The organism is Pedobacter sp. ASV12, assembly GCF_016429155.1.
GTDB lineage: Bacteria > Bacteroidota > Bacteroidia > Sphingobacteriales > Sphingobacteriaceae > Pedobacter.
Window position 1 is genome coordinate 1 of sequence record NZ_JAELUC010000148.1, and the last position, 4,062, is coordinate 4,062.

Here is a 4,062-nt window from a genome sequence, read left to right on the forward strand (position 1 = left end):
CCCCCCCCCCCCCCCCCCCCCCCCCCCCCCCCCCCCCCCCCCCCCCCCCCTTTTTAGATGTGTATAAGAGACAGGTTTGCCCCTAAAATCGAGCAATGATTTTGATGAGTCGCAAACAATGAGAATCTTTTTCCTGATCGCAGTTGCCATGTCAAATTAGTTTTAGGTTAAACTACAAAGCCATCTATCCAGATGGCTTTGTTTAAAAATTAGGTAACAAGAAGTGCTTATTTTGGTCCAGCCCCGTTCGATACGATGCTTGGCACACTGGCCGCATCATTCAAAAACGCCTTATAATCGTACTCAGGTACCCAAGTAGATAGGGCAGTTGTAATGTTGTTTGGTCCGCACTTATCGTAAATATTGGTATTTATGCCACTAAAATAACCTTCAGGATCGCTCGCTACTTTTGTGGTGAGCGGCTTGGTACAATTGGCAAAGTATTCGTTATCTGTACGCACAATGCCACCTGCCCTGGTGCCAATAGAATAACCAGAGTTATTCAAGTGGTAGTTATTGAACATGTGCACCCGACCATAATTCATAGAAGGTTCGCGTTCGGTTACATTGTACCAGAAGTTATGGTGCAGGGTAACGTGCAGTTTGCCTGCATCGGCCTCATGACCAACTATGCCACCACTAATCAGTACAGACAAATTGGTGTCATGAAACTTGTTCCAAGAAACCGTTACATAATCTGATTCCCTGGTAATGGTAATGTCTTTGCCCCAGTACTCCCAACCGTGGGTCCTGTCTGTAGAAAAATCACAATGGTCTATCCAAATGTGATGCGCCGATTCCTTGATCTGAATGGCGGCATAGGTTACATAGTTTTTGAAAGTGAGGTTTTGAAAAATGATGTTGCTTACCCCAAATACAAAAAATTCCAATCCTTCTAAAACCGCACCAGACTTGCCGATAATCGATTTGTTAGACTTTACATAAATCGGGTCCTCGCCAGCGCCTTTAATGGTTCCGCTAATGTAGATCGTTCTGGCTACATTATCGCTTAAGGCTGTTTTCAATGCCGCAAGCGTAGTAACCGTAACCTCGGCCCCTCCTTTTCCACCTGTGGTTGAACCATTGACCATGGCATACCCCATAATTCCCTCTGTTACATTCGGATTGGTTGAGGTAGGCGGAGATGTGGGTGTAGTTGGATCGGTAGTGGCTGTGCCCATTACATAGGTGTAGGTTCTGCCGTTGGTTCTCGGATCGGTATTATCTGATGCCGAGAACAGCAGCGTTGTTCCCCAGTGGCTGAACCTGCCTTTTCCCAAATTCCTGATGTCGTCGTGTACAGCATGTGCGGGTCCCAATTCTACACCGTTTTCGTACAGTTTTAAAATAGATTTTGTTGGCGTTGCCGAGTCGTCGCCATTGGCAATACTCTGCGAGATTTTGTAGGCATATCCTCCATCCGATCTGAAACCTTTTGTGCTTAAAGTTCCACTGCTTCCATTGCTTGAGGCAAGCGCTTCGGTAACATTCAGGTTAATGGCCGAATCGGCTGGCAAGGCTGCCGTACCCGTGTCGTTTTTCTTGCAACTACTGAAACTAATAATTGCTGAAAGTAATAAAGTTGATAAACTCAATTTTGTAATTGATCTTGTGTTTCTCTGCATAAGTTTTGCTTTTTAATTTTACACCTTAAACGCAAACGTAAAAGAATGTATATTGAAAACCATGCAGAGAATGAAGCGGTTAGCCCATTTGTTTGAAAAAAAAATATTTGAGTACAGCTTGCCTTCCAATTATTTGTGCTTTTTGGATTCGCTGTTTTTTGAAAAAATTTATAAAGTTTTGATTACCAGATAATTTACATTTTCATGACAAAACGGTGGTGACATGTATACTTTTTGGTGCCGGATGTACAAATGGTGTATAATAGTTGTTAAACCATTTTACAAAGTTGTATACACCGGTATCTACCGAAATTTTGGGCTGGTAATTCAATTTGTTTTGGAGGTCGTTTATGTTAGCCGAAGTAGAGGCCACGTCGCCGTCTTGCATAGGTACTAACACCTTGGTGGCCTTCACGCCAGTATGCAATTCTATTTCATTTATAAAATCGAGCAGACATACTGGTTCTCCCCTTCCTATATTGAAAATGGCATAGGGGGCGCTAGAGGTTGCGGGATCTGGATTTTTGGCATCCCAATCGGGGTTTGCCTTTGCCGGACAATCAACCACCCTTACAATTCCTTCTACAATATCGTCTATGTAGGTAAAATCGCGCATCATCTTTCCGTTGTTGAAAACTGCTATCGGCTTGCCTTCCAATATGCCTTTGGCAAATAAGTACAAAGCCATATCTGGTCTTCCCCAGGGTCCGTAAACGGTAAAAAACCTCAGCCCAGTGGTAGGCAAATCAAATAGCGAACTGTAAGCATGGGCCATGAGTTCGTTGCTTTTTTTGGAAGCGGCATACAAAGAAACCGGATGGTTTACACTATCGTGCGCATCAAAGGGCATGTTCTGGTTGAGGCCATATACGCTTGACGAACTTGCATAAATCAAATGCTTGATTTTGAAATTCCTGCAACACTCCAGCACATTTAAAAAGCCTTTGATATTGGTATCGATGTACACTTCTGGATTGGTTAAGCTATACCTAACCCCAGCCTGTGCAGCCAGGTTGCATACGGCATCGAACTTATAGGTGCTGAAACACGCATTTAAGCTCTTTTGGTCGCAAATGTCTAATTTGATAAAGGTATAATTTGGATAGACGGTACTTGTTGCCGACTGGCCATATCGTATAGCTTTGGCAGCGATTCCCGTCTCTTTTAACCTGTCATACTTTAGGCCAACATCATAGTAATCATTTATATTATCGATGCCCACTACGGTATCTCCTCTTTCCAACAAACGTTTGGCCAAATGGAAGCCAATAAAACCGGCTGTACCGGTAATTAAAATTTTCATATGAATAAGGTTTAAGAGTTATCTTGAATACCCAGTATTTAGTTTGTAGCATCAATAAAAAAGCTTGGGAGCTGTACGTATTGCTGCTTATGCTTGGGTAATTGCGGCTCAATTTTGTGCGGCAAGCTTGTTAAGGATGGTGTGGGTAAAAACCTGTGGACTTCTTTGCCTCAAATACGCAGTGCAAGGATTATAATTAGGCATTACCGATTTATTTAACATATTCTGCATGGCGGTGGCCAATGCTGCTACATTGTTTATTTCAACCTTTTCGATGTAGGGAATGGCATTAATGCCACCTGCACAGAGCGTAGAAACAACGGATTGGTTCAAAGCCATCATTTCTAATAAAACATTAGGGAAGCCTTCTTTTATAGAAGAAACCACGCAAAGCCTCGCCTGTTTAAAATAAGGGGCCGGGAACGCCACATGTCCTTTAAATACAATGTGTTCGGCTAGTTTATAGCTCATGGCCAATTGCTGCAGTGCCGATTTTTGCTTTCCTTCGCCCAAAATAAAAAGCCGAAGACCAGGATTTTGGCTATGGATCATTTCAAAAGCCTTAATCAATACATCAAAGCCTTTTTCGGCAATCAGCCTACCTGCGGCGCAAATAAAGCTGGTCTGTTTTTCTTCTTTGGTCAAGGGCCGTATGGCTTGCAGGCGCAGTTCTTTGATATCGACTGGGTTGGCCTGTACCCAAATTTTATTTTCGGCAATGAATTGATTGTGCTGCAGTAAATCGGCTTTCATCAATTCGGTTTGGCAAACCACCAGGTCTACTGCCGGATATCCGAGCCGATAAATGAGCTGATAAACAAGTTTTTTCAGTCCTGTATATCTGGTAAAAACGGAAGTACACTCGCGCGCAATAAGTTTCGATTTGATGAATCCTAGTTTCTTGAAAAATCCCAAAAAAGCATTGAGATAAGGATGCGAACTCATTATAATCTCCCCTCTTTTAAATTGCCTCATCAACGGTATCAGCTTTAATAATCCAAAGACGATAGTTGATTGAGAAAGGAACCTTTTAGAGAGCTGTGCAGGAACAGCCAGTGCAGGCCCCTGTCTCTTATACACATCTAAAAAAGGGGGGGGGGGGGGGGGGGGGGGGGGGGGGGGGGGGGGGGGGGG

The 4,062-nt window shown here is 43.4% G+C and carries 3 protein-coding genes; all 3 read right to left on the reverse strand.

The annotated features are described in order from the left end of the window. Window positions 1-227 precede the first annotated feature (227 nt). Window positions 228-1,625: a pectate lyase family protein gene (locus JHD69_RS19185; protein ID WP_199141953.1), complete on the reverse strand. Its 1,398-nt coding sequence runs from the start codon at window positions 1,623-1,625 to the stop codon at window positions 228-230. Between the two features lie 202 nt (window positions 1,626-1,827). Beyond that, window positions 1,828-2,928 (reverse strand): NAD-dependent epimerase, encoded by a 1,101-nt coding sequence (locus JHD69_RS19190; RefSeq protein ID WP_199141954.1) that lies wholly within the window; start codon window positions 2,926-2,928, stop codon window positions 1,828-1,830. A gap of 108 nt (window positions 2,929-3,036) precedes the next feature. Then, window positions 3,037-3,873 carry a glycosyltransferase gene (locus tag JHD69_RS19195; RefSeq protein ID WP_199141955.1) on the reverse strand — a complete coding sequence of 279 codons (837 nt, stop codon included), beginning with the start codon at window positions 3,871-3,873 and terminating at the stop codon, window positions 3,037-3,039. Window positions 3,874-4,062: the final 189 nt, after the last annotated feature.